Annotated in this window: 1 protein-coding gene; it reads right to left on the bottom strand. The window is 65.9% G+C overall.

Annotated elements, in window-relative coordinates; translation table 11 throughout:
- Window positions 1-1,041, bottom strand: a 1,041-nt coding sequence (locus DIE06_RS37805; protein ID WP_124665744.1) for an aminotransferase, incomplete at both ends; no start/stop codon positions are given.

Here is a 1,041-nt window from a genome sequence, read left to right as displayed (position 1 = left end):
TGTCGTGCTTCACGCGCTCGACGATCCCTTCGTCGCGCAGCAGCTTCAGGTTCGCGACCGCCACCGCCGCTGCGACCGGATGGCCCGAGTACGTGAGGCCGTGATTGAATTCGCCGTTGTCGATGATCGGGCGCGCGATGCGTTCGTGGATGCCCACCGCCCCCATCGGCACATAGCCCGACGTCAGGCCCTTGGCCATCGTGATCAGGTCCGGCTCGAAGCCGAAGTGCTGGTGCGCGAACCATTCGCCGGTGCGGCCGAAGCCGCCGATCACTTCGTCGGCGACGAGCAGGATGTCGTACTTGCGGCAGATCCGCTGGATTTCCGGCCAGTACGTCGACGGCGGGAAGATCACGCCGCCCGCGCCCTGGAACGGCTCGCCGATGAACGCGGCGACGTTCTCCGCGCCGAGTTCGAGGATCTTCGCTTCCAGCTGCTGCGCGCGTGCGAGGCCGAACGCCTCGGGCATCTCGCCGGCTTGCGCCTCGCCGAAGAAGTACGGCTGGTCGATGTGGACGATGTGCTCGACCTTCGACGGCATCTGCTCGTGCATGTAGCCCATCCCGCCGAGCGTGCCGCCGGCGATCGTCGAGCCGTGGTAGCCGTTCTTGCGCGAGATCACGAACTTCTTCTGCGGCTTGCCCTGCACGCGCCAGTACTGGTGCACGAGACGCAGCACGGTGTCGTTGCCTTCCGAGCCGCTGTTGCAATAGAAGAAGTGGTTGAAGCCCGCCGGCGTGACTTCGGCAAGCATTGCCGACAGTTCGATCACCGGCGGGTGCGTCGTCTTGAAGAACGTGTTGTAGAACGGCAGCTCCTGCAACTGGCGATACGCGGCGTCCGCGAGTTCCTTGCGGCCGTAGCCGACGTTCACGCACCAGAGGCCGGCCATCCCGTCGATGACCTTGTTGCCGTCCGAGTCCCACAGGTAGACGCCGTCGGCCTTCACGATCACGCGGCTGCCCGCGCGATTGAGCGCCCCCATGTCCGAGAACGGGTGGATATGGTGCGCGGCGTCGAGCGCGCGGTATTCGGCGGTCG

It is taken from the genome of Burkholderia sp. Bp8998 (assembly GCF_003854235.1).
Classification (GTDB): Bacteria; Pseudomonadota; Gammaproteobacteria; order Burkholderiales; family Burkholderiaceae; genus Burkholderia.
Note: the sequence above shows the minus strand (reverse complement) of the source record. Positions and strands in the feature narration are given on the sequence as shown.